The 23,719-nt window shown below is 63.5% G+C and carries 27 protein-coding genes; 9 read left to right on the forward strand and 18 right to left on the reverse strand.

Annotated elements, in window-relative coordinates; all coding sequences use genetic code 11:
* Positions 1–57 precede the first annotated feature (57 nt).
* Together H2510_RS12320 and H2510_RS12325 are read left to right on the forward strand one after the other, a co-directional pair.
* Complete coding sequence (locus H2510_RS12320; RefSeq protein WP_186628608.1) at positions 58–297, forward strand: hypothetical protein; 240 nt, start codon at positions 58–60, stop codon at positions 295–297.
* 593 nt (positions 298–890) lie between these two features.
* Positions 891–1,751, forward strand: a complete 861-nt coding sequence (locus H2510_RS12325; protein WP_186628609.1) for a 3-hydroxyacyl-CoA dehydrogenase — start codon at positions 891–893, stop codon at positions 1,749–1,751.
* Positions 1,752–1,963: 212 nt separating this feature from the next.
* Here the strand turns inward: H2510_RS12325 and H2510_RS12330 are convergent, their stop codons facing one another.
* The 4 genes from H2510_RS12330 to H2510_RS12345 all read right to left on the reverse strand — a co-directional run bounded on the left by H2510_RS12330 (position 1,964) and on the right by H2510_RS12345 (position 4,050).
* Complete coding sequence (locus H2510_RS12330; RefSeq protein WP_186628610.1) at positions 1,964–2,344, reverse strand: Lsr2 family protein; 381 nt, start codon at positions 2,342–2,344, stop codon at positions 1,964–1,966.
* A 225-nt stretch (positions 2,345–2,569) separates the two neighbouring features.
* A complete protein-coding gene (locus tag H2510_RS12335) occupies positions 2,570–3,070 on the reverse strand; it encodes a hypothetical protein (RefSeq protein ID WP_315901351.1) in 501 nt (166 codons plus the stop codon).
* Positions 3,071–3,102: 32 nt separating this feature from the next.
* The gene (locus H2510_RS12340) at positions 3,103–3,372 is read right to left on the reverse strand and encodes a metal-sensitive transcriptional regulator (protein ID WP_186628611.1); all 270 of its coding nucleotides are present in this window, start codon (positions 3,370–3,372) and stop codon (positions 3,103–3,105) included.
* 96 nt (positions 3,373–3,468) lie between these two features.
* Positions 3,469–4,050, reverse strand: a complete 582-nt coding sequence (locus H2510_RS12345; RefSeq protein ID WP_186628612.1) for a helix-turn-helix domain-containing protein — start codon at positions 4,048–4,050, stop codon at positions 3,469–3,471.
* 93 nt (positions 4,051–4,143) lie between these two features.
* Here H2510_RS12345 and H2510_RS12350 point away from each other — a divergent pair, with 93 nt between their 5' ends.
* Positions 4,144–5,205 (forward strand): NAD(P)/FAD-dependent oxidoreductase, encoded by a 1,062-nt coding sequence (locus tag H2510_RS12350; protein WP_186628613.1) that lies wholly within the window; start codon positions 4,144–4,146, stop codon positions 5,203–5,205.
* A 2-nt stretch (positions 5,206–5,207) separates the two neighbouring features.
* Positions 5,208–5,864 carry a class I SAM-dependent methyltransferase gene (locus tag H2510_RS12355; protein WP_315901352.1) on the forward strand — a complete coding sequence of 219 codons (657 nt, stop codon included), beginning with the start codon at positions 5,208–5,210 and terminating at the stop codon, positions 5,862–5,864.
* 70 nt (positions 5,865–5,934) lie between these two features.
* Here the strand turns inward: H2510_RS12355 and H2510_RS12360 are convergent, their stop codons facing one another.
* The 8 genes from H2510_RS12360 to H2510_RS12395 all read right to left on the reverse strand — a co-directional run bounded on the left by H2510_RS12360 (position 5,935) and on the right by H2510_RS12395 (position 13,617).
* A complete protein-coding gene (locus H2510_RS12360; protein WP_186628615.1) occupies positions 5,935–6,345 on the reverse strand; it encodes a DUF302 domain-containing protein in 411 nt (136 codons plus the stop codon).
* Positions 6,346–6,385: 40 nt separating this feature from the next.
* A complete protein-coding gene (locus H2510_RS12365) occupies positions 6,386–6,616 on the reverse strand; it encodes a YgaP-like transmembrane domain (protein ID WP_088945035.1) in 231 nt (76 codons plus the stop codon).
* 29 nt (positions 6,617–6,645) lie between these two features.
* Positions 6,646–8,805, reverse strand: coding sequence for an MMPL family transporter (locus H2510_RS12370; RefSeq protein WP_186628616.1), 2,160 nt, complete (start codon positions 8,803–8,805; stop codon positions 6,646–6,648).
* A gap of 122 nt (positions 8,806–8,927) precedes the next feature.
* On the reverse strand, positions 8,928–9,944 hold the full coding sequence (locus H2510_RS12375; RefSeq protein WP_186628617.1) for a zinc-binding dehydrogenase: 1,017 nt from the start codon (positions 9,942–9,944) through the stop codon (positions 8,928–8,930).
* Entirely contained in the window at positions 9,941–10,762 is an 822-nt protein-coding gene (gene phnE, locus H2510_RS12380) for a phosphonate ABC transporter, permease protein PhnE (RefSeq protein ID WP_186628618.1), read from the reverse strand. Before phnE ends, H2510_RS12375 begins: the two co-directional genes overlap by 4 nt.
* Positions 10,759–11,553 (reverse strand): phosphonate ABC transporter ATP-binding protein, encoded by a 795-nt coding sequence (locus tag H2510_RS12385; RefSeq protein ID WP_186628619.1) that lies wholly within the window; start codon positions 11,551–11,553, stop codon positions 10,759–10,761. Before H2510_RS12385 ends, phnE begins: the two co-directional genes overlap by 4 nt.
* Entirely contained in the window at positions 11,550–12,458 is a 909-nt protein-coding gene (locus tag H2510_RS12390; protein WP_186628620.1) for a phosphate/phosphite/phosphonate ABC transporter substrate-binding protein, read from the reverse strand. The genes H2510_RS12385 and H2510_RS12390 overlap by 4 nt, the downstream gene beginning before the upstream one ends.
* 22 nt (positions 12,459–12,480) lie before the next feature.
* Positions 12,481–13,617, reverse strand: a complete 1,137-nt coding sequence (locus H2510_RS12395; protein WP_222438690.1) for a TIGR03364 family FAD-dependent oxidoreductase — start codon at positions 13,615–13,617, stop codon at positions 12,481–12,483.
* A gap of 130 nt (positions 13,618–13,747) precedes the next feature.
* Between H2510_RS12395 and H2510_RS12400 the strand changes: the two genes are divergently transcribed.
* Both H2510_RS12400 and H2510_RS12405 read left to right on the forward strand, forming a co-directional pair.
* Positions 13,748–14,491, forward strand: coding sequence for a GntR family transcriptional regulator (locus tag H2510_RS12400; RefSeq protein WP_186628621.1), 744 nt, complete (start codon positions 13,748–13,750; stop codon positions 14,489–14,491).
* Positions 14,488–15,186 carry a phosphonatase-like hydrolase gene (locus tag H2510_RS12405; protein ID WP_315901353.1) on the forward strand — a complete coding sequence of 233 codons (699 nt, stop codon included), beginning with the start codon at positions 14,488–14,490 and terminating at the stop codon, positions 15,184–15,186. The genes H2510_RS12400 and H2510_RS12405 overlap by 4 nt, the downstream gene beginning before the upstream one ends.
* A 48-nt stretch (positions 15,187–15,234) precedes the next feature.
* On the opposite strand, the gene H2510_RS12410 is transcribed toward H2510_RS12405, so the two are convergent.
* Both H2510_RS12410 and H2510_RS12415 read right to left on the reverse strand, forming a co-directional pair.
* The gene (locus tag H2510_RS12410) at positions 15,235–15,936 is read right to left on the reverse strand and encodes a type 1 glutamine amidotransferase domain-containing protein (protein WP_186628622.1); all 702 of its coding nucleotides are present in this window, start codon (positions 15,934–15,936) and stop codon (positions 15,235–15,237) included.
* A gap of 38 nt (positions 15,937–15,974) precedes the next feature.
* The gene (locus H2510_RS12415) at positions 15,975–17,447 is read right to left on the reverse strand and encodes an MFS transporter (protein ID WP_186628623.1); all 1,473 of its coding nucleotides are present in this window, start codon (positions 17,445–17,447) and stop codon (positions 15,975–15,977) included.
* Between the two features lie 154 nt (positions 17,448–17,601).
* Here H2510_RS12415 and H2510_RS12420 point away from each other — a divergent pair, with 154 nt between their 5' ends.
* On the forward strand, positions 17,602–17,913 hold the full coding sequence (locus H2510_RS12420) for a cupin (RefSeq protein ID WP_186628624.1): 312 nt from the start codon (positions 17,602–17,604) through the stop codon (positions 17,911–17,913).
* Positions 17,914–17,930: 17 nt separating this feature from the next.
* Here the strand turns inward: H2510_RS12420 and H2510_RS12425 are convergent, their stop codons facing one another.
* On the reverse strand, positions 17,931–18,554 hold the full coding sequence (locus H2510_RS12425; RefSeq protein WP_186628625.1) for a LysE family translocator: 624 nt from the start codon (positions 18,552–18,554) through the stop codon (positions 17,931–17,933).
* Positions 18,555–18,630: 76 nt separating this feature from the next.
* On the opposite strand from H2510_RS12425, the gene H2510_RS12430 reads away from it, so the two are divergent.
* Entirely contained in the window at positions 18,631–19,512 is an 882-nt protein-coding gene (locus tag H2510_RS12430; RefSeq protein ID WP_186628626.1) for a LysR family transcriptional regulator ArgP, read from the forward strand.
* Positions 19,513–19,524: 12 nt separating this feature from the next.
* On the opposite strand, the gene H2510_RS12435 is transcribed toward H2510_RS12430, so the two are convergent.
* Both H2510_RS12435 and H2510_RS12440 read right to left on the reverse strand, forming a co-directional pair.
* Positions 19,525–20,952 carry an HNH endonuclease signature motif containing protein gene (locus H2510_RS12435; protein WP_186628627.1) on the reverse strand — a complete coding sequence of 476 codons (1,428 nt, stop codon included), beginning with the start codon at positions 20,950–20,952 and terminating at the stop codon, positions 19,525–19,527.
* A 47-nt stretch (positions 20,953–20,999) separates the two neighbouring features.
* Positions 21,000–21,983: an NAD(P)-dependent alcohol dehydrogenase gene (locus tag H2510_RS12440; RefSeq protein ID WP_186628628.1), complete on the reverse strand. Its 984-nt coding sequence runs from the start codon at positions 21,981–21,983 to the stop codon at positions 21,000–21,002.
* Positions 21,984–22,031: 48 nt separating this feature from the next.
* Between H2510_RS12440 and H2510_RS12445 the strand changes: the two genes are divergently transcribed.
* The gene (locus H2510_RS12445) at positions 22,032–22,679 is read left to right on the forward strand and encodes a TetR/AcrR family transcriptional regulator C-terminal domain-containing protein (RefSeq protein WP_261392902.1); all 648 of its coding nucleotides are present in this window, start codon (positions 22,032–22,034) and stop codon (positions 22,677–22,679) included.
* Between the two features lie 82 nt (positions 22,680–22,761).
* Here H2510_RS12445 and H2510_RS12450 read toward each other — a convergent pair whose 3' ends face one another.
* Positions 22,762–23,700, reverse strand: coding sequence for a triacylglycerol lipase (locus tag H2510_RS12450; RefSeq protein WP_186628629.1), 939 nt, complete (start codon positions 23,698–23,700; stop codon positions 22,762–22,764).
* Positions 23,701–23,719: the final 19 nt, after the last annotated feature.

Consider the following 23,719-nt stretch of genomic DNA (forward strand, 5'->3'; position numbering starts at 1 on the left):
AGACGCGCGGTACGAGGCGGTGCACCGCGGGGACCGGCGGATCGCACCGATCACCTGTTGCTCGCACTCCTGCAGGACGAGTCGTTCAGTCGGGTCGCCGGTGTGGACACCGTTGTTCAGCCCAGGCTCGGCAAGCACACGTCGATCACTGTGGGCGCCAAAACAGTGATCACGCAATCTCTCTCCAACACTGCAGCGGACAAAGCGCGACACATTGACTCGCGACACCCGATGCTCGCCCTACTCGACCGGTGGCTGTCCTCTTCACGGAACTTGTCGTCGACCGGAGCGCAGTGAGCGATCGGCACTGACCGGTTGCACTTGCCCCGATCACTACAGATCGTCGAGCCAGTCGAAGATGTGCTCGTCGGTGAGTTGGCGCGGTGCGGGCAAGCAGTGAAGGAGGGTGATTTACGCTTGATCATCGAATTGCGCTGTGCAGCAGTAGGGTAACGGCTTCACTTTCGATAGATCGAAATGTGTACTTGCTCATGGGCTTCATTCACGAGGCGGGCGATCAACGTGTCGAACGATTCTAGTCGACCCTTGCTTCACCTGCAGGGAGCCGGAACAGTGCTCACGGGTAGCGGCCTCTTCGGACCGGGGAATTCGGTCGGTGTGTGTCACCGATCATACGCCCGTATTGGAATGAACCGAATCTCGCCTGTGTTGGTAGTACGTTGATGGACAAAGAGTTTCGCCGGACGATTGCATCCGTGCCGGATCTCTCGAACTTTCGATGCTCGACCTCGAATCGAGAATCTGGCGTATGTTGAGAGGTGGCCGAACTCCGCAGGAGGGCTAGCGCGTGCGCCACACCCTCTCCAGCGGTGAATCTGTGACCTCGTTTCGGTGAACGATGACAAATGAACTGCAGAGGAGACCATCAGATGACCGACATCACCAACGTGACGGTATTGGGAACAGGCGTTCTAGGTTCGCAGATCGCGTATCAGACTGCGTACCATGGATTTTCGGTAGTCGCATATGACATCGACGATGCGGCGCTGGACAAGGCGAAGGTGCAGTTCGACAAGCTGGTCAAGGTGTACACGCAGCAGGTCGAAGGTGCGGCCGACGGCAAGGCAGCGGCCGCGCTGGAGCGGATCACTCTGTCGTCGAACCTGAAGGAAGCTGTACAGGCCGCAGACCTGGTCATCGAGGCCGTTCCCGAGAATCTGGACATCAAGCGCGATACCTACACCAAGATCGGCGGTTTCGCCCCCGAGCACACGATCTTTGCGACGAACTCTTCGACGCTGCTTCCCAGCGACTTCATGGACTCCACCGGTCGACCGGAGAAGTTCCTCGCGCTGCACTTCGCCAACCAGATCTGGGTCCGCAACACCGCCGAGGTGATGGGCACGTCGAAGACCGACCCGGCTGTGTACCGGACGGTCGTCGACTTCGCATCCGCGATCGGCATGGTCCCGATCGAGCTGAAGAAGGAACAGCCCGGCTACTTGCTCAATTCCCTCCTCGTACCGTTCCTCGACGCGGCGGGACTCCTCCTCGTCGACGGAGTCGCCGATCCGGAAATGATCGACAAGACGTGGCGCATCGCCACCGGCGCGCCGCTCGGCCCATGCCAGATCTACGACATCATCGGACTCACTACGCCGTACAACATCGCCTCTCAGGGCAACGAAGACCAGCGACGGTTGGCTGCTTTCCTGAAGGAGAACTACATCGACAAGGGAAAGCTGGGCATCTCCACCGGGGAAGGCCTGTACAAGTACCCGAAGAACTGACCTGCTTCGCGCGGCCGGGCCCCTGGTCGCTTGAATGGCGCCCTGAAGCTATCTGATCGTATGAATGGACCATTGAAGCGGTGGGGGCGGGGTTAGCACACAAATACCGAACAATTTCCGCGAACAGTGACAGCCGGAATCGATAATCTTCGGCGTTCTATGCCGATTCGAGGCGCCTGGCTGACCGGTAGGCAGGCCAGGCGCGTCGGAATCTAGCTGGCGTTTACTGTTTCGTATGCTTCGACGATGTCGGCGGGAATGCGTCCGCGGTCGTTGATCTCATAGCCGCTGTCCGATGCCCACTGGCGAATAGCGCGGGTTTGAGCAGGGTCACGTTTGGTCGTAGGCGCCGATGAAGATGCGGCCTTCGGGGCGACGCCGGCTGATGCTACTTTGCGCTTGCGGCCGCCGACGCGGGTTGCGTGTCCGACGTACAGTTCGAGACGCTTGCGGAATTCGTTGGCGTTCTTAATTTTCAGGTCGATGACGTAGTCGACGCCGTCGAGGGAGAACTCGATCGATTCGCCTTCGCCTTCGTTGATTGCTGTGCCGTCGATGTCGTCGACCAATTCATAGATTACTTGCTTCGCCACGGTGCGAGATCCCTTCGAGGTGTGTATTCCTCCCGAGAGTAGCGAATAAATGCGCGTGGTGCGAAAACTGAGAATGGACCGATATGCCCGTTTCCGCCGGCGTAAAAGAGTGGATGGTGTTCAATCGTTAAGTATCGAGCTATTCCCCAGTGTATTCACTAGTTAGAATTACCAGAGTTGCTGATTAATTGTTGTTGTGGCCCACAGAAATACGCACACGTGGGCTCAGAATTGCTGCACGAACCGGTACCAATCGCCATCGTATCTTTCGTATCCGATGTCTCCGTCGCGACGCGGTTCGCCGAGGTAGGGCGCGCCGTCCGGTAGGTAGGCCAGGCCGATCGAGTCGATGAGGCCGCCCACGATGAAGAACAGGCATCCGCTGTCGGTGGGACGGACCGAACGGACCGCGTATGCCCCGATTCGGCGGGTGTCCGTAGATTTCGTGCAGTCCTGGGCGACGGTTTCCAGTGCGCCCTTCGATACCGCGAATGCGCCTTTCGACGGTACGGATAACAAGACGAGTGCGGCTGTGACGATGACGATGGCCGGTGCAACGGCGGTCCATCGCAGCGAATGGTATTTGAACCACCCGATCAGTGCGAGTACGAGCCAGAGTGCGCCCAGGAACAGCAAGACGGCAGAGGCCAGTGCGTAGACGGGGAAGAGGACGACTGGCGGAGTGAAGGTGGAGATGATTACCGCGCACACCACTGCTACCAGCACAGTGAGGGCCCCCGTCAGCCACCTCCAGACGGTCAAGCCAGCGCGAGGAAGAGCTTCTCGAGTTCGGCCTCGGTCATCGGTTCGGTGTCGCCGGCGGTCTCGCCGGTGATGCACTCGCGCAGACCGGTGGCGACGATTTTGAATCCGGCTTTGTCGAGTGCGCGCGAGACGGCGGCGAGTTGGGTGACGACGTCTTTGCAGTCGCGTCCGTTTTCGATCATGCCGATCACGCCGGCGAGTTGGCCATGGGCGCGTCGCAGTCGGTTGAGTACCAATGCGATGCTGTCTTGGTCGCCGTTCATGTCGGACTCCTTCGGATTGTGCTGGGTGTTCCTCCATAGTACCCCTGGGGGCATAGAAGGCGGCGCTGACTTCCTCTGAGCAGCAGCGATCAGGCGTCATTGCTCCGATCGGGCACGAAGGTGTGCGCGCTCACCTTGCTGGCCGAAGAGAATGATCAGCTCGGCGGATGCGTCGTCCGCGGTGGAGAACCAGTGCGGGACATGGGTATCGAATTCGGCTGCTTCACCGGGGCTGAGTATCAGATCTTGGTCGCCGAGAACGAGTCGGACCCGTCCGTTGAGTATGTACAGCCATTCGTACCCTTCGTGGGAGGAAGGTATCGGCGTATCGCCGAACCGTGCCGCCGGGATGATGAGCTTGTGTGCCTGTACTCCGCCGGCGCGACGAGTGAGCGGTAGCCATGTCATCCCGTAACGGGTCACTGGCTGCAGGTGAACCCGCGGGTCGCCCGTCAACGGGCCGCCGATCAGTTCGTCGACCTGCATCCGGTACGTCCTCGCCAGCGCGAGTAGTTGCTCGAGGGTGGGTTGGCGCTGCCCTGACTCCAGCCGAGAGAGCGTGCTCTCGGAGATCCCGGTGGCCGCGGAGAGGTCGGCGAGTGTGGTCTCTCGTTGTTTGCGCAGGACCCGTAGCCGGGGCCCGACTGCGCTGATGGTCTGCTCCAAGTAGGTACTCATGTCGGAGTTCATGCCTCCATCTTGACAGATCAGCAAGAGAACTTGTCACCGAGGATGTGGGCAGTTCATATTTGCACAATGAACGGACAAGGCATGAACAATCGATCCCGTACCTGGGATGTTGCAGTGATCGGTGGTGGTGCTGCCGGATTGAGCGCAGCGGTGACACTGGCGCGTTCCCGACGCTCGGTGATCGTCATCGATGCCGGACGCCCTCGCAATGCGCCCGCCGCGGGAGTGCACAATTACCTGACTCGGGACGGCATTTCCGCGACTGAGTTGACAGCTGTCGGTCGAGACGAGCTTTCGTCCTACGGCGGCACGGTGATTTCCGGAAGTGCTGTTGCTGCCCAGCGCACCGAGACTGGCTTCACAGTCGATCTGGCCGACGGGCAGAAGGTGCGCGCCCGGAAGCTTTTGGTCGCCACCGGACTCACCGACACACTCCCCGACATCACTGGTCTGCGTGAGCGGTGGGGCCGTGATGTGCTGCACTGCCCGTACTGCCATGGATGGGAAGTGCGGGACCAGGCCATCGGGGTCCTCGGCATCGGGCCGGGCGTCGTGCATCAGGCTTTGATGTTCCGTCAGCTCAGTGACGATGTCACCTTGTTTTTGCACACAGCTCCGGAACCGACCGAGGAGCAGTGGGAAGTGCTCGCCGCCCGCGGAATCTCGGTGATCGACGGCCAGGTCACCGATGTGCTCGTCGACGATGATCGCATGACGGGTGTGAGGTTGGGGTCGGGCGACACGCTCGCCTGTCAAGCATTAGTTGTTGCGCCGCTGTTCTCCGCGCACTCCGAGGTGCTCGAGTCACTAGGGCTGCATCCGACCGAACAGCGGGTGGGCGAGGCGCTGCTCGGCTCCGTGTTCGCCGCGGATTCGAGCGGAGCTACGCAGGTGCCCGGCGTATGGGTCGCCGGGAATGTCACCGATATGTATGCCGGAGTGATCAATTCGGCAGCGGCAGGATTCACCGCAGCGGCGGCGATCAATGCGAGCCTCCTCGACGAGGACGTGCGACGCGTCGTCGCCGAGAGGCGAACTGCCCCGACGGCACCTGATGTGTTCTCCGCCGCGGCAGAAGCGGAAGTGTGCGAACGAGTTCTGGGCGCCCGACGTCATGGATTTTCCACCGAATCGAAGGTATGACAGTGACGACACATGAAGATGGCTCTACCGTCCCGCGCCCCGCGTCCGAGTCTTTTTGGGAACCGCACTACCAGAAGCATATTCGACCATGGAGCGGTCTACCCAATGCAGTGCTCGCCGATATCACTGCCGACCTGACTCCGGGGTCGGTATTGGATATCGGTTGCGGCGAAGGCGGGGACGCACTCTGGCTCGCAAGCAGGGGATGGAAGGTCACAGCGGTCGATGTTTCTGCCACTGTCCTCGAACGCGCCCGCGCCCAAGCCGCTGAACGGGGCCTCGCTGCCAACGTGAATTTCGAGAAATGCGACGTATCGCAGTCCCTGCCAAACGGATCGTTCGATCTGGTGTCCGCACAGTACTTCCACACCCCGATCGACATCCCCCGGGAACAGGTCCTCCGCAGAGCAGCAGTGAGCGTCGCAATGCAGGGTGTGCTTCTGATCGTCGATCATGCCTCGACGGCCCCCTGGTCCTGGAACCAAGACCCCGACGTTCGGTTCCCGACACCACAGGACACCCTGGAAAAGCTCGGCCTCGACGAGAACCACTGGCAACCGATACGCGTCGAAGCAGCGCAGCGAACCGCGTCGGGACCTGACGGGCAGAGAGCCACGGTGACCGACAACGTCATCGCGCTCCGCCGCGCAGATCACTAGCTGTAGTGCCTGCGTCCTAGGACGCAGACGGGGGCGGCCAGGATGAACCTGGCCGCCCCCGTCGGTTGGATCAGGAGTTCTTGCCGCCGAGAGCGGAGATCGCTGCCTGCAGCTTGGTCGTCGCTTCCTGTGCGACGGAGGACAGTTCGGCTTCGCCGGTGACCTCGACCATGATGGCAGGGTTCATTGCCTCGACGAGGAACGATCCTGCGGTGTTGGTGTCGGCGCGGACGAGGACGTTGCAGGGGAGCAGCAGTCCGATCTGGGGCATGACGCCGACCGCGCGGTGGGCGAGGTTCGGGTTACAGGCGCCGAGGATCAGGTACTGCTCCATGTCCTCGCCGAGCTTGGCTTTCAGGGTGGCCTGCATATCGATTTCGGTGAGGACGCCGAAGCCTTGCGCGGAAAGTGCCTCTTTGGTTTTTGCGACGGCGGTGTCGAAGTCGGTATCGGTCAATGTGGTCGATAGTGCAATGTTCATAAGTGGTTCCTTTCGGTTGTGAGCTGCCCTTGTAAAAGGACTACCCGTTTCGAGCGTTACGAAGACTGGGCACGCCGGCTTTGGAGAGAAGCAGGCTTGCCGGGCACCATCCGACTGCAGCGTAGAGGCCCAGGTTTGCTGCGGCGAAGGCGCTCAGGAACCGCCAGCGTGGGGAGCTGGTTTCGCCGAGGACCAGACCGGTGGTGACAACGGCGGCCGCGAGGGCGGGAACGGTGCGTTCGATGGGCCAGCCCGAGAACTTGTCGATCATTTTTCTCTCCGATCTTCTGTACAAAAATGTCAGTGGGAAAAGCTGATGGACGGCAGAACCTTGCGGAGCCATGCCGGTGACCACCAGGCCGCGTGGCCGGTCAGGCGCAGCATCACCGGGAGCAGGATGAGCCTGATCAGCACTGCGTCGAGTAGGACTGCGACGCCGAGAATGATGCCCATTTCTTTCGGTGGCAGCGGGTCGGAGAGCGCGAAGGTGAAGAACACCGCGACCATGACCGCTGCTGCCGCGAGGATGACGCGACCGGAGTGGGCGAGGCCGTCGACCTGGGCGATCTTTGCGTCACCGGACTTCTCGTAGTGCTCCTTCGCGGTGGCGAGGAGGAAGACGGTGTAATCCATGGCGATGGCGAAGATCATCGCGAAGAAGAACACCGGTCCCCAGCCGTCGAGGAAGCCCTGTGGGGTGAAGCCGAGCAGGGATGCGCCGTGGCCGTCCTGGAAGATCAGCTTCGCGACACCGAATGCGGCGGCGGTGGACAGCAAGCTGACGACGGTACCGAGCACCGCGATCAACGGAGCTTGCAGTGCGACGAGCAGCAGAATGAAGCCGAGGACGAGGATGATGCCGATCACCAGCGGCAGGTAGTCGTTCAGGGCCTGCTGCAGGTCCAGGTTCTCTGCCGGTGCGCCGCCGACCAGTGCGGACTCCGGAAGCTCGGCGCGGAGGTCGGTGAGGATGGTGCCCATCGCTTCATCCGAAGGATCGACCGTCGGAAGTGCTTGTAGCAGTGAGTATCCTGATCCGTCCATGGCGGTTTGGGGTGGGGTGACCATGGCGATTCCGTCGACGCCTGCTGCCGCTGTTGCGGTCTGCTGGGCATCGGCGTCGGCGACGACTATCTGTAGTGCGCCGGGTGCTCCGTCGCCGAACTGTGCCTGGACCAGTTCGTAGCCTTGGCGGACGGGTGCGTCCTCGGGGACGACGGCGATGGACGGCATCGCAACCTTGAGCCCCAGGACTGGCAATGCGAGTGCGATCAAGATGCCGACGGAGACGACTGCGAACGGCCAGGGGTGCTTGTGGAGCAGTTCGCCCCAGGCCGCGAACTTCGGCGAGCGGTGCGTTTGGCGTTTGGCGTAGGGCAGTGAAGCGGCATTGACCTTGTTGCCGAGTGCGCCGAGCGTCGCCGGCAGCAATGTCAGGGTGGCGACGAGGACGAAGAACACTGCGAGCATGATTCCGACGGCCATCGTCCGCACCGCGGGGGCAGGGACGAGTAGGACTGCGCTCAGGCTGACCAGCACGGTCAGGCCGGAGAGCACCACGGCTTTACCGGCGGTGTCCATGGTTTCGGCGACCGCTGCCCGCGGATCGGACTTGCGTAGGGCGTCACGGAACCGGGCGACGATGAAGAGGGCGTAGTCGATTCCGAGGGCGAGGGCGAACATCATTGCGAAGTTCATCGCCCACACCGAGATCGGTGTGACCTGGTTCAGCAGGACGAGGCCACCTGCGGAGGCGACGAGTCCGGCGACGGTCAGCAGCAACGGTAGGCCAGCGGCGACGAGGGAGCCGAACGCGAGCACCATGATCGCCAAAGTGACTGGCCAGGAGATCAATTCGGCCTGGATCATCGCGTCGTGGTTGGCTTTGTTGAAGTCCGACCACAGTGCGGATGATCCGGTGGGGTAGACCTCGATGCCGTCACCGGATAGTGCGGTCAGGTCGCCTTTGATGTCGTCGACGGCTTTGACCATGTCGTCGGTGCTGGCATTGGCGCCTGCGATGACGATGCCGGTGTGCTGGTCGGGGCTGATCGTCATGCCTGGTTGTGGGGCGATGATCTCGCCGAACCGTGCGTCGCCGTCGAAGACTCCGGTTACCGCGGCGAGTGTCTGCTGCACTGCGGGGTCGTCGATCGTTGCGGTGTCGGAATGCACCACGACCTGCACTGCAGCCGAGGAGTTCCCGCCGAAGTGTTCTTGCGCTAGCTCGCGGACCTGGACGGACTCGGAGCCGTTGGCCTGCCATCCCGCTCCGGCGAGCGAGGTGAAGACAGACGGCGCGGCGGACCCGAGGGCGACGAGAGCGATGAGCCAGACTCCGAACACCCACTTGCGACGGGTGACCATGGTGCTGCCCAGTCGGCCGAGTATGCCGGGCTTTCGGTGCTGTTGTTTTTCCGATTCACGACGTGAATCTGGAACGGTGTCCGACTCGGACATCAGCTACTCCTATACGGGTGGGGGGTATGCGACCAGCAGTTGTCAGCGGTGGCTCTGTTGCTCCACTGTCGCACATACCGAGGGGGGTATGCAAGTACCCCCGGGGGTACCCCGCCTGTGAGCTAGCCTACGGCACCCCGCACAGCGGACCGTCCGGAGACGAAGGCAGCGTCGATCTCTTCGAGCGGATGAGGCATTCCGACGGCCGTAGCCAGTGGTTGCGCCGCCGGTGTGCGCTGCAAGAACTCCACCGCCTCGACGAGGTCGGCCGGTGCGTAGTTGTGGCTTCCGGCGATGGTGACGAGGTTCCGCACAAGATGTTCAGGATCGAATTCGACCGCTGAACTGGGGAACACCGATCCCACCAGTGCGATCCGACCACCCAGATCCACTACGTCGAGTGCAGCGGCGACGGAGGACGAGTTCCCGGACAGTTCGAAGATCGCATCGGCTCCGCGGGCCACGTCGGCCAGCTCTTCCGGCGCGCACACCGCTCTCGCCCCGATGGCCGACGCCGATGCTCGACGGGCCGGGTCCGGATCGCAGGCCACCACCGATGCGGCCCCGCGGTCGAGGGCGTAGGCCACTGCTGTGAGCCCGAGCATGCCGCATCCGAGGACCACGACGGCGTCACCTGCGGTGAGCCCGATTCGACGTGCCGCGCAGACGACGGTGGCGGTGGCGCACCCCGCGGGGGCGAGGAGCGTCGCGGGCAGATCTTCCGGTACGACGACGGCGCGCGTCCCGGCCAGGAGGTGTATGTGAGTTGCGAAGCCGCCGTTGAGAGTCCACCGGTCGCTGATCGCTGTGTGTCCGTACTTGCGGAGGTCGACGCATTTCTGCGGTACCCCGCGCACGCATCTCCTGCAGGTGCCGCAGGCTGTACCGACAGTCCACACCACTCGATCTCCGACGGCGACGGTCGCGTCCGCGCCGATGCTGACCACGCGCCCGACGCTTTCGTGCCCGAGGACGGTGGGGACCGGTGTACTGCGATGCCCGGCGACCGTGTGCAGGTCGCTTCCGCACACCGTGGACAGTTCGATCTCGACGAGAACTTCTCCATCGGCCAACTCCGGGAACGGCACCTGCTGAAGGGAGAACGACGTCCCCGACCACACGGCCGCGAGGGCGGTCATGCCCCGAGGCGCTTGCGCACTGCACCGCTGAGCAGGTCGACGGCGACGACGAGCACCAGAACCATCAGGATGTAGGTCATCATCTCGTCGAAACGGAACAGTGAGATCGACTGGTTGATGAGGAATCCGATACCGCCGGCGCCGACCAGTCCGAGAACGAGCGAGGACCGGACGTTGACGTCGAGCCGGTAGAGCAACAGCCCGACGAACTGCGGAACGACCGTCGGTAGGACTACATGTGCCGCTACCTGCGTGCTCGACGCTCCGGCGACGCGTAGTGCGTCGATGGGCCCCTGGTCGATCTCTTCCATCGCTTCGGACCAGAGCTTGGCCATCACTCCGGTGTTGTGCAGGATGATCGCCAGCACGCCGGCGAATGGTCCGAGCCCGACGGCGGTGACGAAGATGAGCGCGAACACGATGTCGGGAACCGCGCGCAGGAACGACATGACGGCCCGAGCAGCCTGATATACGAACGGGTTTCGGTTCGTCGACCGTGATCCGAGTACGGCGAACAGGATCGAGAACGGGATGGAGAACGTCGTGCCGACGAGTCCGATCGCCAGCGTGACCAGGCATGCCTCGATACCCGGTTGCACAACGGTCGTCCACGAAAAGTCCGGTGGGAATGCAGAGCCGAGGAACGAGGCGATGCCCTGCCACCCGCTGATGAGAGCGGTGGCGGACACATCGGTTTCCTCCACCGCCCAGATGTGTACCGCGATCAAGCCGAGGACGAGGGCTGCGCCCCCGATCAGGCCCATTCGGCGACGCGGGTGAGGCGGGACCTCGAGGCGTCGGACTTCGAGAGTGGTCATCGGTCGGCTCTCTCGGAGGGGCTGTAAAGCGCGGAAACGGTGTCGTCGTCCAGGTCGTAGGCCCTGCAGGAGAAGGAGATTCGGCCCTGATCGAGCCCGACGATGCGATGGCAGTGCCGTCGCGCAAGATCTGGTTGATGCAGTACCGCGGCGACGGCGATGCCGTCGGAGGCCAAGGACTGCAGCAACGTCATGACCTGTTCGGCCGAGGCGGGGTCGAGGGCCGAGACGGGCTCGTCGGCGAGGAGGACAGGTGCTCGTTGGCAGAGTGCGCGGGCAATGGCGACGCGTTGTTGTTGGCCGCCGGAGAGTCGGTCGGCGCGGTCGTGTGCTCGGTCGGCGAGCCCGACGCGGTCGAGGCATCCCATCGCCTCCTCCCGCAGAGCACGCGGGAATGCGAGGGTGGACCACGATCGGCGGAGCGACAATCGCCCCAGCGCGCCCGCGCAGACGTTGTCGAGGACCGACCTTCGCCCGACGAGATGAATCTGCTGAAACACCATGGCCGCCTTGCGGGCACGGCCATGAGTCAGTGCGGATTCGCCGCCGATCTCGATGCTGCCGCCGTCCACCGAGGTCAGGCCCACGACGCATCGCAGCATCGTCGACTTGCCCGATCCGTTGGCGCCGAGGATGCCTACCAATTCCCCGGCGTGAACGTCGAGGTCGACGCCGTGCAGGACGGTCCGGTCACCGAAGGAAGTTCGCAGCGCGCGGATCGACAACGCGGGGGCGTCGCGCTCGAGAGTAATTGCGCCCCTTGTTGTTTTGGACAACACGTCGGCGGTCATTCCGCGTCCTTGGAGGTGAGGCCTAGGGCTTCGGCGAGGTCGAACAGTGGCTGGTACGTGTTCTTGTCTACGGGAAGGAGCTGTCCGGCCGGGTCGACGTCGAGCAGAGCTCCAGCCTCGGCGACGACGTCGGGCGGCAGGTCCACCAGGGCGTCGGCGACGGCTTTCTGGAATTCCGGGCTGGTTCCGCCTGCGACGGTGATGGGGTCGTTGGGGATCGGGTCCGAGGTCCACACCTGCCGGAACTTCGAGGTGTCGAATTGGCCTTCCCCGGTGGAGGTCGCCAGCTGTTGGGAGTTGATTTCGGCGGCGTCGACCTTGCCGTTGGCCAATGCCAGCAGTGCCTCGGGGTGCCCGCCCGCATAGGTGATCTTGACGTCGTTGTCCTGCATTCCGCTCTTGCGCAATGCCATCCGGGGAAGTGCATCACCCGAGGTCGATCCGGGCTCGGAGAGGGCAAGAGTGCGTCCGCGAAGGTCATCGATCGACCTGATGTCGGAGTCCTTGGGCACCCAGATCCCGGCCGTGTAGGTGGAGAGCTGACCGTCGGCCGTGCCGAAGGAGGCGAGTGCGCGGGCGTCGGCCTCCTGGCTCGCGAATACGTAACCGAGCGGGCCGAAGACACCGAGCTCGAGTTGCCCGTTGCGCATGGCGAGGACCTCGGCGGAGTAGCTGTCCACCACGGTCACCTCGACCGGGCAATTCAGCTTCTCCGAAAGAGCTTCGCCGACGACCTGGAACGCTGGGGTCAGTTTTGCGGGATCCTCGAAAGGCTCCACACCGAAGCGGATCTTCCCGCCTGGGCAGGTGGGAGTGCTTGCGGCGGAGTCGGAGCTTTCGCCACAGGCGGTGAGGGTGAGTGTGAGTGTGGCGATCACGAGGGCGGCGTGGCGGGGCTTGAACATGGGTTCTCCTGGAGGGTGAAGGTCAGAACGAGTCGAGGACGGTGGGAGCGAGGCCGAGTGCGGTGGTCATACCGATTCCGGAGGTCACCGATACCACCCGGACGTTCGAGGAGGGGGACGCGGTGAGGAAGTCGGTGCGGTCACTGGAGGCGTAGACCCCACGCCACCGGCGCAGGACGGTCAGCGGCGCCCCGAACAGTGATGCGCCCTCGCGTAGAAGTAGCTCGGCGTTGCGTTCGTCGTCGAACGGGGTGTGGGTGCGTGCGTAATGGTGGGTGTCACCGAGGACGATGGCACCGTCGGGGCGCTGAGTGAGCATGAGATTCATGACGGTGTCGAGCAATTCGGGTGAATCTTCCTTCACTCGTGCGCGTACCGCCGCGGCGGAAGGCATGGACGCAAGCCCGTCGTAGCGGAGCATCGACAGTCCGGTGAGTACGGCCGCGTCGATGACGACGTCGCCGGGTGGGGCAACTTCGAGCATCTGGAGGCGGCAGCGCTCGACGTTCCATTCGGCGGCGATGTCGGGGAAGAGTCGGTCGACGTCGTGACCGACGGCGTGAACGATGTTCTGCCCGTGGATCTCACCGCGCGAGGTGTGCACCGCGTTCGCGTCGATGCCGGTTACGTATGTGTTCCAGAAGAATTCGACGCCTTCTGCGGCGAGCCACGCTGCGATCGCCGGTACTGCCTCGCGAGGATCGACGCGGAGGTCGAGGGGCAGGTGCGCGGCGCCGATGCCGCTGAAGGGGCCGGTTGGGGCGCCGAGCGTCACCTGTTCGGAACCGCGTTCGGCGGCGAACTCTTCGAGCAATGCCAGCTCGTCCGGTGCACGGGCGAGAACGAGGGTGCCGCATTCACGTACCTCGAAGCCGGCTTTGCGTCCGAGTATCAGCCAACGTTCGCGTGCGGACAGCGCGAGTGTCAGGGCGTGCCCGGATTGTGCTGTGGCGCAGATGTGTCCGAAGTTGCGGAGGGAAGCGCCGACGGCGTGGTCGTCTCGTTCGACGACAGCTACGGACATACCGCGCAGGACTGCCTCGACGGCATGGGCCAGGCCGACGATGCCGGCCCCGACGACGACGAGGTCGTATCGGTGGTGGGGGGTTCGGTCGATCATCACCTGGGCAACAGTTCCCGCTCGAAGAGTGGCCGTCAACGGTTCAGAGCGAGTTGTTCAAACAAGTTCACTACGCGTTCATGTCCGTTGTGCAGCATTGTTTCTGTCAGGTTCGAGTGGTTAACTGCGCAGAGTCAAAGTTGTTCAATCATGTTGGAGGCCAGTCTCAGTGTCACTTCCGCTGCATTCCCGCGTCGCCGATGCTCTCCGTGCACAGATCGTCGACGGCACCCTGCCCGTCGGTGCTCCCATGCCTTCGGAGGCAACGTTGTGCACGAGATTCGAGGCCTCACGCGGGACGGTGCGGGCCGCGTTGGCCGCGCTCCGTAACGAGGGGTTGATCGCCGGTGGCCGTGGACGTCCACCGGTGGTGTGCGACACCGCCGTCGGGCAATCGTTCGAGACGTTCATGTCGTTCACTGCGTGGGCGGAGGCGATCGGCCGCAAACCGGGCCAACGCACCCTGGAGATAGCTCGCCGCGCAGCGACTCCGCTGGCCGCAGCAGCACTCGGCCTGGAGGCAGGCACCGCCGTCGTCGACGTGCTCAGGCTCCGGATGCTCGACGGCATGCCCGCGATGCTCGAGCGATCCAGCTTCGTCGAATCGGTCGGACGCACCCTGTTCGACTTCGACCCCGACTCCGGTTCCATTTACGCATACCTGATCGGGCAAGGCGTTGACCTGCACGAAGGCCGGCACACCATCGATGCCGTCGCCGCCACCGACGTCGACGCCGCGCACCTCGACATCGACCCAGGGGCGCCCTTGCTACGCGAAAGGCGAAGGGCAGTAGACCTTTCCGGTACACCGCTCGAATACGCCGACGACCGGTACCGACCCGACCGGGTCGCCTTCACCATCGACAACACCCGATCCGCGCACGACCTGCGCATCGTCAAGGAGATTTCGTGACCACCACTCGTTCGTTCGACCTCGCCAGCCTCGATATGGCCGGTACCACCGTGGACGAGGGAGGGCTCGTGTACGAGGTGCTCTCGCGGACCGTCGCCGACGCAGCCGGCTGCCCACTCCCGGCCGATCTGCTGGCCAAGTGGAAGGGGACCAGCAAACTCGAAGCGATCGTCGGGCTACTCGACGGGCTGGGCGCGTCCACCGATCCGAAGTTCGTCGACGAAGTGTTCGAGGACTTTCGTGCGCGCCTCATCGCCGCCTACCGGAAGACCCCACCGAAACCGGTGGCAGGGGTGCCCGAGGCCCTGCGGGCATTGCGTGCGCAGGGCGTGAAAGTTGCACTGCAGACCGGGTATTCCGCGGACATCGCCGACGCCATCCTCGCCGGGATGGGCTGGACCGTCGGGCCGGGGGATCAAAACACGGTCGACGCGCTCGTCACCTCGGACCTCGTTGCCGCGAGCCGGCCCGCGCCTTACTTGATCTTCCGCAGCATGGAGGCAACCGGTGTCACCGATGTTCGACGCGTCCTGGTGGCTGGGGACACGCCCAATGATGTTCTCGCCGGGCACAATGCGGGCGCCGGCATTGTCGTCGGGGTGCTCAGTGGTTCGTTCGGCGAGGACGTGCTCAGGAAATCGCCGCTCACGCACGTGTTGCCGAGCCTCGCGACAGTCGGCGAATTGCTCTGGTAGACAGAAAAAACGGAGCGCCGCGTGGCGCTCCGTTCTTTTCTGTACTGGTTACTTCTGGAGTTGCGCGACGATCTTCTCGGCAACTTCGGTGCTCGACTGCGGGTTCTGGCCGGTGACGACGGTGCCGTCGACGACGGAGAACGGTCCCCAGGCCGGCCCGACCTTCAGATCCGCGCCAGCGGCGCGGAGTCGGTCCTCGAGCAGCCACGGTGCCTTGTCGGCCAACCCTGCCTGGCGCTCTTCGTCGTTGGTGAACCCGGACATCACTCGCCCGGCGAATGCCCATTCGCCGTCGGGCTTCGTCGCCGAGAGCAGGGCAGCGGGGCCGTGGCAGACCGAGCCGATGATCTTACCGGCGTCGAGCATGGTGATAAGCAGCTTGCCGAGAACCGGGGAGACCGCGAGGTCTTCCATCGGGCCATGCCCGCCTGGGATGTACACGGCTGCATAGTCTTCGGCCGAGACGTCTTCGAGCTTCAGCGGTGCTGCGAGCTGGTCGTCGAGCGCGTCCAGTGCGGCGCGCTGGCGGGCGGATTCGTCTGCGCCGCCGGTCGACTCGGGGGCGAGGCTGGTTTCGTCGACCGTCGGGCGGACGCCGCCGGGAGTGGCAATGGTGAAGGAGATGCCGGCGTCTTTGAAAACGGACAGCGGGCTCAGCAGTTCCTCAGCCCAGAATCCGGTCGGATGGAGGGTTCCGTCGTTGAGGGTCCAATGGTCCGAGCCGGTGACGACGATCAGTACTGAGGTCATGGTTGTACCTTCCGTTCTTGGTTGGCTTGATGTTGTCTTCAACGTCCGTTGACCGTCGACCATTCCGCGGCGAGGGAAGTCGCCCGTTCCTGCTCGATTTCCAAGGCGGTCCGGGTGTCGATGCGTGAACCCGGGCGGGGCAGGCCGACGGCGACGATGACGGCGCTCAGGGTGAGGCCGACGGCGCCGATGACGAAGGCGATGACGTACGAGGACTCCTTCGGCAGCCCGATGGGGAGCAGCTGACTGCTGAGGAGGGTGATGACCACCGCGCTGGCCAGCGAACTGCCGACCGAGCGGGCGATGGAGTTGACGCTGTTCGCGACGCCGGTCTGATCGGGGCGGACCTCGTCGACGATGAGCGCGGGCATCGCTGCGTAGCCGAGGCTGACTGCGCTGTTGATGAACAGCACTCCGAGGATGAGCTGCCAGCTGGCGGTGTGGAGAACGGCGATGAACGCGAAGCCGACAGCGCCGACCAGGGAGGCGAGGATCAAGGTGAAACGGCCACCGAAGCGATGCACGAGGCGTCCACCGATCGGTGCGACGACTACTCCGGCCAACGCCCCGGGCAGAAGGTAGACGCTGCTGGCGGCGAGGACGCTGGCGGAGAACCCGTAGCCGACCTCAGAGGGGGCCTGCACGAACCCGGAGACACCCAGGAACGAGACGAACATGGCGACACCGATGAGGAGCCCCGCGGCGTTCGTGATCATGAACGGGCGGTTGTTCAGCAGCGACGGCAGCACGAGAGGCTCGTCGACCCGGCGTTCGATGACAATCCAGAGCGCGAAGACGATCACCGATGCGACGAGGCAGCCGATGGTGGCGGGCGAGGCCCAGCCCCACTCGTGACCCTGTGAGAGTGGGAGCAGCAGCAGTACCAATCCGGCACCGAGTACGCCGCCGCCGAGCCAGTCGATGCCGCCGCCGCCCGCGGGGCCGTGCCGGGGGACAGTGACCGCCGCCAGCACCAAGGACACCAATGTGACGGCGAGGGAGAGCCAGAAGATGCGGTGGTAGTCGCCGCCGTCGCGGGTCAGTAGCCCGGTGAGAACCAATCCGATTCCGCCGCCGATGCCGAGAGTGCCGCTGACCACGGCCATCGCGCCGGTGAGCCGCTGCGCGGGTAGTTCGTCACGCAGCACCCCGATAGCGAGAGGGAAAAGGCCGAACGACGCGCCCTGCAGAATCCGCGCGAGGATCAGCAGCGGGAGCGAGGTGGTGAGCGCCGCCAGCAGTGAACCTGCGGCGACGACGATCAGGATGCCCAGGAGTACCGGGCGTCGGCCGCGTACATCACCGAGCCGTCCGAGTATCGGGGTCAGGACGGCCGCGGCCAGGAGGTTCGCGGTCACCGTCCAGCCGACCGCTGAGGAAGATGCGTTCAAAGCTTTGCCGATGTCTGCCAGTACTGGGATGACCACGGTTTGGAGCAGCGCGACGACCATCACCGTAACGGCGAGCGCAGGGACCAGTACTCGACTGGCCTGCTTTTCGGTGGTGCTCATTGGTCTCCTCGTCCTCGTGCAGGCGGCGCGGTGTCGCTGCACCCGGAAAACAGTAGTTCACAACTATATTGTGGACAACTTACAGGAGTGTGAGCTGCGCCATGCATCCGGGCGGTAGCGTCCGGTGACCGACTTCGACAGATGGGGACGATAGATGCGTTTTGTGACGGCCGGCGACTTCACGGCGGAGCAGGCTTGGGGCGCGCAATTGCTCGCATCCGTAGACAACGCCACTGTCCGCCTGCATTGGACCGATAGTGCTTACGTCTGGCACGTCAACGATGGCACCGAAGTGTTCGTCGTCGTAGACGGCATCGTGGACATGCATTACCGGAACTCCGAGGGTGAGCACGTCGAAAGGCTCGTCCCCGGAACGATGTGCGTCGCCGAGGTCGGTGACGAGCACAAAGCAATGCCGGTCGGGGAGGCTCGGATCTTGGTCATCGAGCAGGCTGGGTCGATCTGACGGCCGTTGGAGATTCGTTATTCGAAGGCGAGCCGTACGCCGAATCCCATCAGCGCTACACCTAACCCGCGTTCCAGCCAAGCTCCCCAGCGGCCCTTCTCCAGCCATCTTCGCGCGGACGAGGCTGCACACGCATATGAGGACAAGCAGACTATCGCCACTACGAATTCGATGGACATGAGCAGAATCGACCAGAGGAAAACGTTCCCGTCCCGTGGAATGAACTGCGGTAGAACAGCGAGGTAGAAGGCCCCCATCTTCGGATTCAACAGGTCCGCAATGAATCCGGTCGCGAAAGCGCGTGACCCCTTCGTTGGTCCTGCGCTGAACGTCGCATGATCGATGTCGGTGAAACTTCCGTCCGGTTGCCAGACGCTTTTGATACCAAGGTAAATCAAGTAAGCAGCCCCTGTCAGTCGCACGGCGTCGAATACCCACGGTGCGCTGGTAAGTAAAGATGCCAGCCCTGCGGCCGCTGCGATACCCCACGCCAGGGAGCCTGTCGCCGCTCCCAACCCCACTGCAACTCCCTGTCGGACTCCGCCGGTGAGTGAATGTTTCACCGCCAACATGACGTCTGGTCCCGGGATGATTCCGAAGACGATCGCAACAGGAAGGTAAGCCAGAACCGGATTGTTCACGGCCAGGACGGTACGGGCAAATTAAGCGCCAGTGCATCTTTGCTTAGTATCGGCGGTCGTGGATTAGCATTTACGGATGTACAACCACGATCAGCTCCTGACTCTCGCCGCGATTTGCGATTCGGGATCCTTCGATGGGGCCGCGTCGGCCATGCATATTTCCTCGTCGGCGGTAAGCCAGCGCATAACTGCGCTCGAGCGAGCGGTAGGCGCTGCGCTGTTGCAGCGGACGCGGCCGGTGGTGCCAACCAAAAGCGGCCAGACCTTGCTCCGTCTTGCGCGTCAGATCGAATTACTCACTGTCGATGCTGATGTAGAGCTCCGAGGCGGGTCTGCGAAGGCGAACGGCGATGCACCAGTCCGATTTTCGCTCGCTATCAATGCTGATTCCGTATCGACCTGGTTCCGGTCAGTGATGAAGAGGATCGCTGTCGATCGGCGAATTCTTCTGGATCTACACATCGAGGACCAGGATCACACTGACGCGCTTCTGAGGGAGGGTGCGGTCATGGCCGCTGTGACTACCTCGAAGACGGCCCCACCGGGCTGCACAATTGAACCCCTCGGGGAGATGGTGTACTGGCCCGTGTGCGCTCCCTCGTTGGTTCGGGACTGCGTCGCAGGAAGTTGGGATCCCGGTGCGTTACCGATGCTGAGGTTCGACCAAAAGGACGACCTTCAGCACGCCTACCTGCGCAAGATTCGAGCATTTGGTGAGCCGCCGATTCACTACCTTCCTTCGAATCGAGAGTTTCTCACCGCAGCTCGTCTAGGACTGGGCTGGGGTGTCTTGCCGGAGGGGCAGATTACGCGGGATCTGTCCGATGGAACGCTCGTGCGTCTGGACCCGGACCACAACGTCACTGTTCCCCTGTACTGGCAGCGATGGCAGTTGCAGTCTAAGACCCTGGACAGAATCACCGACTGGGTTCGCGACGCAGTTCGGCCCGGAATGTAAGTGAATGTTGTTCTAGATGGCCGGTTTTCGCCTTCGGTGGTAGCTGGGTCTTGGTTTTCGGTGTGGGTCGACGGTGGCTGGCGGGATGACGACTGGGTGGCCGTCGTCGCCGAATGCGATTTCCCATCCGTCGTTGTGGATGGCGCGGTGGCATTCGCTGCAGACGAGGGCGAGGTTGTTCACGTCGGTGGGGCCGCCGTTCCGCCAGAAGACGACGTGGTGGAGCAGGCACCAGTCGGCGGGGCGCCCGCACATGACGCAGCATCGGTCTCGGAGGATGACGGCGGTGCGTTGGGATGTTGTGCCGAGCCGGACTGTCCTGCCCATTGCTAGGGGAATTCCGTTGTGGTCGATGATGATCGGCGTCAGGTCGGCGTCGCAGCTCAGGAGCTCAGCGAGGTTTTTGCTGATGGGCCCGGTCCACCCGAGGCGGAAAGGCCAGTCGGGACTGTCTGTCCCTGTTTCATCGGAAACGGCTGCAGCATTCCCACCCATCTTCGCCTGTGCTTCGGGGCTGAGGAGGTCCCGCAGGTTGACGGTGACGTTCACCTGCGGCCTCGACGCACCGTGCCCGGGGGCGTCTCCGGTGAGGTGTGTGTCGAGTAGCTCGGAGAGCGCGTCGGCCTGGCGTTTCGATGGACTCCTGGTATCGAGCGTGGCGTCGGGTTCGGGTTGCGGCTTCGACAGCGGTGAGAGGACCGCCCGCAGCTTCTCGGCGAGGATTTTGTCGACGTCCCCTCTCAAGGAGGTGCGCCCGTCGGATTGGAGGTAGAGGTCGAACCTGTTGAGCGCTGGGTTCTCCGATGCCGGTAGCGGAGGTGGACCCTCGGGCACACCGTCGGCGCCCACCTTCTCTTCGACCTTCTCTTCGTATTCGAGTTCGACTATGTCACCGAGCTTTTCCTGCTCCCTGCGTTGGTCTTCGCGTCGTTGGCGTTCGCGCTGGGCTTCGTCGTAGCGGGCGCGGGCATCGTGAGCAACGGCGTGGGCGAGTTCGTGTGCCCGCTTCTGTACCTTCGCTGCAGTCGCGTCGAATGCGACACCGAGTAGGTCGTCGATGACGTCGGCGATACGGGTGCTGCCGAGCGTCGGATCGGCGGTGCGGATGTGGGTGTAGCCGTCGTAGATTTCTCTGACGTGCGCGACGTGGATGTCACCGTCTGCGAGGGCCTTCGATACTGCGGGCCAGTGGGTGAGCCAGTTGGCGGTGTCGAATTGTCGGGCGGCGTTTCCGTCGGCGACGCGGGTTCCGGAGGCGAGCCACCGCGTCGCCGTCGAATATTTGAGGGTGACGTTGAGGCCGCGTCGGGAAAATTCGGCGAGGAGTGCGTATTTCTTTGCCGCGAAGTTGTTTTCGGCGTGGGCGATGTCACTGATGCCAGACACGATCTCCTGATCGGAGAGTGCGTCTGCGCTGCGAAAGTCCCCCAACTCGTGCATACGAAAAAAGATACAACGCACCACCGACAAACTCTGTGGCTGCGCATCTATACGGTGATGGCGATCTTCCCGCATGCACCTCCTGATTGCAGTTCGTCCAGGGCTTCGGGAACGGAATCGAGCGGGTAGGTGCGGTGTACGTGGGGGATGATGTTGTGGCGTTCGATGATGTCGGCGAGACGCTCGAGCTCCTCGCGCCGGGTGCGCGCTGTCACCACTGCGTAGCGCTGCCGTTTCGGGATCATGCGTACGGCGTTGAACAGGGACTTCTCGAAGCCCCCGGTCCAGGGTCCGCCGGTTTCGTTTCCGACGAAGGCTGCTGTTCCGTCGTCGGCGAGGATTTGGCGGAGCTGGGGTAGTGGTGTGCCGCCGGCGATGTCGAGAATGGCGTCGTACTTGTGTTGGGTGGTGGTGTAGTCCTCGAGTTGGTAGTCGATGACGTGCTGTGCGCCCCAACTGGTTACGGCTTCGACTTTTGTTCCGCTGCAGACGGCGGCCACTTCGGCGCCCCTGGCGGCGGCGAGCGCGACGGCGTAGCTGCCGACCCCGCCGGACGCTCCGATGATCAGCAGGCGCGTGCCTTGTTCGACGCGGGCGGCGTCGAGGGCTTGGAGTGCGGTGAGTCCGGATTCGGCGAGGACGGCAACGTGGGCGTCGTCGAGTCCGGTGGGTGCGGGTGCGAGGGATTTTGCGTCGGCGACGGCGTATTCGGCGAGTGAGCCTTTGGCGATGCCGAATACCCGTTGTCCCACATGGAAATCGGTGACGCCTTTGCCCATGGCGACGATGTCTCCGGTGACGTCGAGGCCGGGGATGCGTCGGCGTGGTCTGCGAAGTCCGGTGAAGGGGCGCATCACTCGGGGGAGGCCGGTGAGGAGGTGGATGGTGCCGCGGGAGATGCCTGCGGCGCGTACTTGCACGAGTATTTGGCCGGGCCCGGGGGTGGGGATCGCGGTTTCGCCGACGACGAGTGTTGCGCTGGTTCCGTAGCGCGGCTGCAGTATCGCGCGCATCGTGTGTGCTTGATCCATCAGCCGACCTCCGAGAAGTAGATAACGTACAAAGTACGTTACTCTGAAATGATGGTAAAGGCACGTGCTCCACGAAACTCGCTGACGCGAGAACGCGTCGTGGCCTGCGCTGTAACCCTGGCGGATCGTGACGGCGTCCCGGCGCTGACGATGAGGGCGCTCGCCGACGAACTCGGGGTTCGCCCCATGGCGATCTACAACCACGTCGCCAACAAGGAAGACATTCTCGACGCGCTCGTCGATCACGTTTTCGGCGAGGTCTACCTGCCTGTGGCGGACGGGGCGTGGAGGGAAGAGTTGGCGAGTAGGTCGCGGTCTCTTCGGCTGGCGCTCGGTCGGCATCAGTGGGCGACTGCGTTGATGGAGACGCGGGTGCGCCCGGGGGAGGCGACGTTGACCAATCATGAAGCTGTGCTCGATGTGCTTCTGTCGAATGGCTTTTCGCTGTCCGCCGCTGCGCACGCGTACGCGGTGGTCGACGCATTCGTCTATGGGTTCGCGCTGCAGGAGGCCATGCTCGCGAGCATCGACCTGCCGAGTTCGGCGCAGACGATCCGAGACGCGATGGATCTGACGAAGTTCCCGCGGATGGCGCAGTTCGCCGGCGAGCACGTTATGCAGCCGGGGTATTCGTTCGCGGATTCGTTCGAAGTTGGCCTCGCGATGGTCATCGATGGCGCGGGTGCGCTTCGGTGACGACTGTGCTCGCCAGGTGCGCCTCCGTGTCCAGGCCTTCGCGTCGCTTCAGTCCCTGTGCCAACGTGTCGACTCTCGCCGCTCAGAAGGCCGAGCCGGACAGTGGCGCCGCCCGATCGCAGGGGACCGGCTGCGGATTCTCGGGATCGAGGGCATTGAGCACGAAGTAGGCGGCTCGCCGGGATCCGGCAATGCCGGCGTGCTCGGTGTAGTCGACGTCGCATCCGTCTTGGACGAGGATGTTGTGAACGTTGTCGCCGCCGGGCTGCAGGGCCGCGGAGTAGGGGACGACGAGTTCGTCGTACTTCGTTGCGATGTTCGTGTACTCGATCTCGGGGTAGTAGTAGCCGCCCTCCCGGATCGCATGCATGAACGAGGAGTCGGGATCGAGTTGCCCGCACGCATGGCAGATCGGTAAGTCCTCGGTTTTGATTCCGAGTTGCCGGGCCTGTTCGAATATGACGTCCATTCCCCCCGCGGTGGTGCCGTTCCATGCGGGTGCGATGGAGACGTATTTGCCGATCTTGTCGCGGCCGCCGAGATACTTGGCGTAGTAGGCAGGCAGGATCGTGCCCTGTGAGTGGCCGACGACATCCACCTTGGACGCGCCGGTAGCGGCAAGAACGCCGTCGACGAAGGTGGCGAACTCGCTCGCGCTGTCCTCCATGCGCTCCATGCCCCCGACTGCTGTTGCTGGCCAGGGCAATCCGTTCGGCGCACCGTAGGTGAGCGCAAAGACGCAGTACCCCTCGTTCTTCAGCAGCGGGACGTACGTCCCCCAGTTGGTCTGTTGCGCCCCGCCGGTTCCGTGTACGAGCACTACTGGGTCGGGGTGTTCTTCGGACGGCACGCACCCATAGTCGTTGGATCCGGGTAAAGAGCCTCCGGGATTGGTCAGCTCCGGCACGATGCCGCCGAAGAAGTTGTACGACACCGGGAGTTGTTCCGCCGAGGCCTGGCCGGTTCCGGTGAACAGCAACGCAACTACCGAGCCGAGCGCCGCAATCAGTTTCCTCTGCATCCAGGCAACCTAGCCAATG

It is taken from the genome of Rhodococcus sp. BP22, assembly GCF_014281965.1.
In the GTDB taxonomy this organism is placed as follows: Bacteria; Actinomycetota; Actinomycetes; order Mycobacteriales; family Mycobacteriaceae; genus Rhodococcoides.

Bases quoted from the DNA above. Each gene is read 5' to 3' on its own strand.
- H2510_RS12325 (WP_186628609.1), top strand. From the start codon at position 891: ATGACCGACATCACCAACGTGACGGTATTGGGAACAGGCGTTCTAGGT.
- H2510_RS12340 (WP_186628611.1), bottom strand. From the start codon at position 3,372: ATGAACGGCGACCAAGACAGCATCGCATTGGTACTCAACCGACTGCGA.
- H2510_RS12345 (WP_186628612.1), bottom strand. From the start codon at position 4,050: ATGAGTACCTACTTGGAGCAGACCATCAGCGCAGTCGGGCCCCGGCTA.
- H2510_RS12350 (WP_186628613.1), top strand. From the start codon at position 4,144: ATGAACAATCGATCCCGTACCTGGGATGTTGCAGTGATCGGTGGTGGT.
- H2510_RS12360 (WP_186628615.1), bottom strand. From the start codon at position 6,345: ATGAACATTGCACTATCGACCACATTGACCGATACCGACTTCGACACC.
- H2510_RS12365 (WP_088945035.1), bottom strand. From the start codon at position 6,616: ATGATCGACAAGTTCTCGGGCTGGCCCATCGAACGCACCGTTCCCGCC.
- H2510_RS12370 (WP_186628616.1), bottom strand. From the start codon at position 8,805: ATGTCCGAGTCGGACACCGTTCCAGATTCACGTCGTGAATCGGAAAAA.
- H2510_RS12375 (WP_186628617.1), bottom strand. From the start codon at position 9,944: ATGACCGCCCTCGCGGCCGTGTGGTCGGGGACGTCGTTCTCCCTTCAG.
- phnE (WP_186628618.1), bottom strand. From the start codon at position 10,762: ATGACCACTCTCGAAGTCCGACGCCTCGAGGTCCCGCCTCACCCGCGT.
- H2510_RS12385 (WP_186628619.1), bottom strand. From the start codon at position 11,553: ATGACCGCCGACGTGTTGTCCAAAACAACAAGGGGCGCAATTACTCTC.
- H2510_RS12390 (WP_186628620.1), bottom strand. From the start codon at position 12,458: ATGTTCAAGCCCCGCCACGCCGCCCTCGTGATCGCCACACTCACACTC.
- H2510_RS12410 (WP_186628622.1), bottom strand. From the start codon at position 15,936: ATGACCTCAGTACTGATCGTCGTCACCGGCTCGGACCATTGGACCCTC.
- H2510_RS12415 (WP_186628623.1), bottom strand. From the start codon at position 17,447: ATGAGCACCACCGAAAAGCAGGCCAGTCGAGTACTGGTCCCTGCGCTC.
- H2510_RS12420 (WP_186628624.1), top strand. From the start codon at position 17,602: ATGCGTTTTGTGACGGCCGGCGACTTCACGGCGGAGCAGGCTTGGGGC.
- H2510_RS12430 (WP_186628626.1), top strand. From the start codon at position 18,631: ATGTACAACCACGATCAGCTCCTGACTCTCGCCGCGATTTGCGATTCG.
- H2510_RS12435 (WP_186628627.1), bottom strand. From the start codon at position 20,952: ATGCACGAGTTGGGGGACTTTCGCAGCGCAGACGCACTCTCCGATCAG.
- H2510_RS12440 (WP_186628628.1), bottom strand. From the start codon at position 21,983: ATGGATCAAGCACACACGATGCGCGCGATACTGCAGCCGCGCTACGGA.
- H2510_RS12445 (WP_261392902.1), top strand. From the start codon at position 22,032: ATGATGGTAAAGGCACGTGCTCCACGAAACTCGCTGACGCGAGAACGC.
- H2510_RS12450 (WP_186628629.1), bottom strand. From the start codon at position 23,700: ATGCAGAGGAAACTGATTGCGGCGCTCGGCTCGGTAGTTGCGTTGCTG.